We start from the raw sequence: 3,566 nt of genomic DNA, 5'->3' as shown, positions 1-3,566 counted from the left end.
AAGCGAAAACCCTAGAAATCCCCCTAAATCCCCCTTAAAAAGGGGGACTTTTAAAGCCCCCTTTTTAAGGGGGTTGGGGGATTTAGATCTAAAAACGAAGCCTAGCGGATTTGTGTAGACACCGTAGAGGTTAAGAACGGGGAGCGAGGAGCGAGGAGCGGGGAGCGGGGAAAGGTTAAGATCGAGTTAGATTGTGACGATGCGATTTAGGAGGGATAATGCATGGCTACAGTGAAGTTCGATCGAGTGTTTAAGGTTTATGCCAATGGCCAGAGCGCGATTCAAGATCTGTGTTTGGAAATTGCCGATGGCGAATTTTTAGTATTTGTCGGCCCTTCTGGTTGTGGTAAATCGACAGCATTGCGAATGCTGGCGGGATTGGAAGATATCTCGGCTGGCAAAATTATCATCGGCGATCGCGTAGTCAACGATCTGACCCCTCAACAGCGCAATATCGCGATGGTATTTCAGAACTACGCGCTCTATCCGCACATGACAGTGCGCCAAAATCTCGAATTTCCGCTGCGGATGCTGAAACTGTCCCCCAAACAGATAAATGCGCTCGTCAGCGATGCCGCCGATAAACTGGGCTTAGGCGAATTGCTCGATCGTAAGCCCAAACAACTATCGGGGGGACAACGGCAGCGGGTAGCAATGGGACGCGCGATCGTCCGCGATCCAGCCGTGTTTTTGATGGACGAACCGCTCTCCAATCTCGATGCCAAAATGCGATCGCAAATTCGTGCCGAGATTATTACCCTCCAACAACGCCTCAAGACTACGACTGTCTATGTCACCCACGATCAAGTCGAAGCGATGACTATGGGCGATCGAGTCGCGGTGATGCGTGGGGGTAAATTGCAACAAGTCAGCACCCCTCAAGACCTCTACGATCGACCACAAAACATCTTTGTCGCGGGATTTATCGGTTCGCCAGCAATGAATATCTTGCGGAGCCGATTGAGTAAAGACGAACGGGGGAATTTTTGCGTTGATGTGGGAGATCGATCGATCTCCCTCGGAACAGCCACAATCGATCGATATCAGAATTTGGAGAACAATCTCAATCGCCAAATCTTAGTCGGAATTCGTCCCGAAGCTTTTAGTATTGCCGCAGATGATGCCAATTCAATTATCGTCACTGTCAAAACGATCGAAGCCCTCGGTCACGAAACGATCGTTCATGCTAATGCTGCGATCGATTTTATCGATCCCGACCTTTATGGCAGCGAAGCTAGCGATCGCGATCGGCCAAATGATTCGCTACTTACTGCTCGAATTGCTTCATCCCGCACGCCCCAAATCGTTGGCGTAGCCTCTCTAAAAGAGAATCGGCAATTGACCTTAAAAATCGATACTAATAGCTTGTATTTATTCTCGATCGATGGCGATTTGCTGCATTAAAATAGCGATCGATTCTGCTATCGAAACAACTGAGCCAAAGAAACTTTTGACGAGTGTGTTGGGTTTCGCTTGCTCAACCCAACCTACAGATCTATTTACTGCTTACAATCCTGCTTCTAAATTATCAATTACGCGTTCTAGATACCAATCTTCGTCATAACCTGGTTCTGCTTCCTTAAGTCGATCGATCAGCCGTTGCGCGATCGCCCATTGCCCACTAACTAACACATACAAACGTTGCCGCAAAGCTTCATTCTGCGGTTGCGATCGATCCCGATTTGGCGACGGTGGTGCTTTCGGTGCCGAACGCTGGAGCTTCTGTAAATTTGCCAGCGTGTCCTGATATTTAGTCAGATCTTGCCGTTCTAAATAGATATTTGCTGCCGTTTGATAATCTGAAATCGCTTGGGATAATTCTTCGAGTTTGATGTAAGTTTGCGCTCTTTTTAGATAAGCTAAAGGTTCGACTGGATCGATCGAGATTGCCCGATCGAAATCCGCGATCGCCCCAGGATAATCGTGTAAATTGACGCGTACATTTCCACGTGCTAAGTAGATAAATAGATCTTGAGAATCGATCGCTAAAGCTCGATCGAAATCCATCAATGCACCCTGATAATCGCCCATCCGATCTCGTAATTTACCGCGTCCGCGATAAGCGACGTGAGAATTAGGATCGAGTTGAATGGCACGATTGAAATCAGTCAACGCCGCCGTGCGATCGTCGCGTTTGGAATATAATGCCCCGCGACAAGCATATACCCAAGCCTCATTGGGGCTACTTTGGATCGCCCAGTTCGCATTGTCTAATGCCCCTTGTAAATCGCCGCGTTCGCCCTGTTCTAGTAATTGAACATAAAACTGTTCGGGACTAGTTAGCGGGGGTCTGGGTGTCAGTTTGGGAACGATCGGCGCATCGATCGGTTTCGGTTCCAACGTCCGAGCTAAATCTAGACATCGCTGACTATTTTCGACATCTTTTTGGGCTAAATACAGGTTAGCGGCGACTTTATAAGCCGCGATCGCATCGGGATACTTGGCGAGTTTTTTGCAGACTAACCCTTTAAGCTGATAGGCGGGGGCATAATCGCGTCCGAATAGGATCGCTCGATCGATATCTACCAGCGCGCCAGGGAAATTTTTGAGTGTCAATCTTGCCAGCGCACGGGCATAGCTACAATCGCGGTGATGGGAATCGATCGCCAATGCCTGAGTGTAGTCAGATACCGCTGTCAGGGTATCGCCGAGATCGAAATACGCCAAGCCGCGTCGATAGTAGACTTCCGCCCATTCTGGCGTCGCAATTAATGCCAGATCGAAATCCGCGATTGCGCCTTGGTAGTCTCCCGCCTTCGCCTTTGCCAATCCCTGCTGATAATATTCTTGCGCCATAAATCCTCTCTCTTTCGCGGATTTTTACATAGTATCGATCGTCCAGTAATTTAGGTAGGGGTAATTCATGAATTACCCCTACCTAAATTACCTACCGTGTATACACATCTCTAGTTAGAAGCGACATTGGTGAGAATCCCCCTAAATCCCCCTTTTTAAGGGGGACTTCCGGATCTTGTTCCCCCCTTTTTAAGGGGGGTTAGGGGGGATTCAGATCTCAAAACGAAGCCCAGACTTGTGTATACACGGTAGACCTAAATTACTGGACACTCGCAAAAACTACTTCACTTCCCCATCAAACAGACTCATCCACAACCGCTGTGTGCCTAGAGTCCCCGTACAAAACAGCAACTTGCTCAACAGCGAAACTGCCAACTCATTTAACTTATCATCATCCTGATAGATGCTCACCTTGGCACGACGAGGATTCATCCGACTGCGAAAATGAGCGCGGAAACGGTCTAAATACTCCGACATCCGAAAATTGTACTCAGGTGGGATTTGCTTCTCACTGAGCTGCTGCTGGGCTTGCATCAGTTGCCGAATCGGGACAGCGAGCCGACTGGCTAATCTACACCCGATCGCACTGAGAGCTTTGGCTTCTTTGAGGGTTAAGATCCGGCGGGTGTGCGCGCGTCGCATCGGATTGGTGGAACGCATCCGCCACAGGACGATCCGATTTTTGATAATCTCTTGGAGGTTTAATTCTTTAGCAAGTTCCAGAATTTGCTCGGAACTGCTCGACTCGATCGCTTCGATCGCGAGTAAAA

General features: G+C 48.7%; 3 protein-coding genes. 1 reads left to right on the top strand and 2 read right to left on the bottom strand.

The window, feature by feature from the left end:
• Nucleotides 1-222: 222 nt before the first annotated feature.
• A complete protein-coding gene (locus RMO84_RS06740; protein ID WP_310487703.1) occupies nt 223-1,404 on the top strand; it encodes a sn-glycerol-3-phosphate ABC transporter ATP-binding protein UgpC in 1,182 nt (393 codons plus the stop codon).
• A 102-nt stretch (nt 1,405-1,506) separates the two neighbouring features.
• On the opposite strand, the gene RMO84_RS06735 is transcribed toward RMO84_RS06740, so the two are convergent.
• Both RMO84_RS06735 and RMO84_RS06730 read right to left on the bottom strand, forming a co-directional pair.
• Nucleotides 1,507-2,796 (bottom strand): tetratricopeptide repeat protein, encoded by a 1,290-nt coding sequence (locus RMO84_RS06735; RefSeq protein WP_310487702.1) that lies wholly within the window; start codon nt 2,794-2,796, stop codon nt 1,507-1,509.
• A gap of 279 nt (nt 2,797-3,075) precedes the next feature.
• Nucleotides 3,076-3,566: DUF3038 domain-containing protein (locus RMO84_RS06730; RefSeq protein WP_310487701.1), on the bottom strand; the 491-nt coding region annotated here is incomplete at its 5' end.

Origin of the sequence: Chamaesiphon sp. VAR_69_metabat_338, from assembly GCF_031423935.1 — a bacterium.
In the GTDB taxonomy this organism is placed as follows: domain Bacteria; phylum Cyanobacteriota; class Cyanobacteriia; order Cyanobacteriales; family Chamaesiphonaceae; genus Chamaesiphon.
Note: the sequence above shows the minus strand (reverse complement) of the source record. Positions and strands in the feature narration are given on the sequence as shown.

Excerpts from the sequence above, each read along its gene's own strand:
- RMO84_RS06735 (WP_310487702.1), bottom strand. The coding sequence starts at position 2,796 with ATGGCGCAAGAATATTATCAGCAGGGATTGGCAAAGGCGAAGGCGGGA.
- RMO84_RS06740 (WP_310487703.1), top strand. The coding sequence starts at position 223 with ATGGCTACAGTGAAGTTCGATCGAGTGTTTAAGGTTTATGCCAATGGC.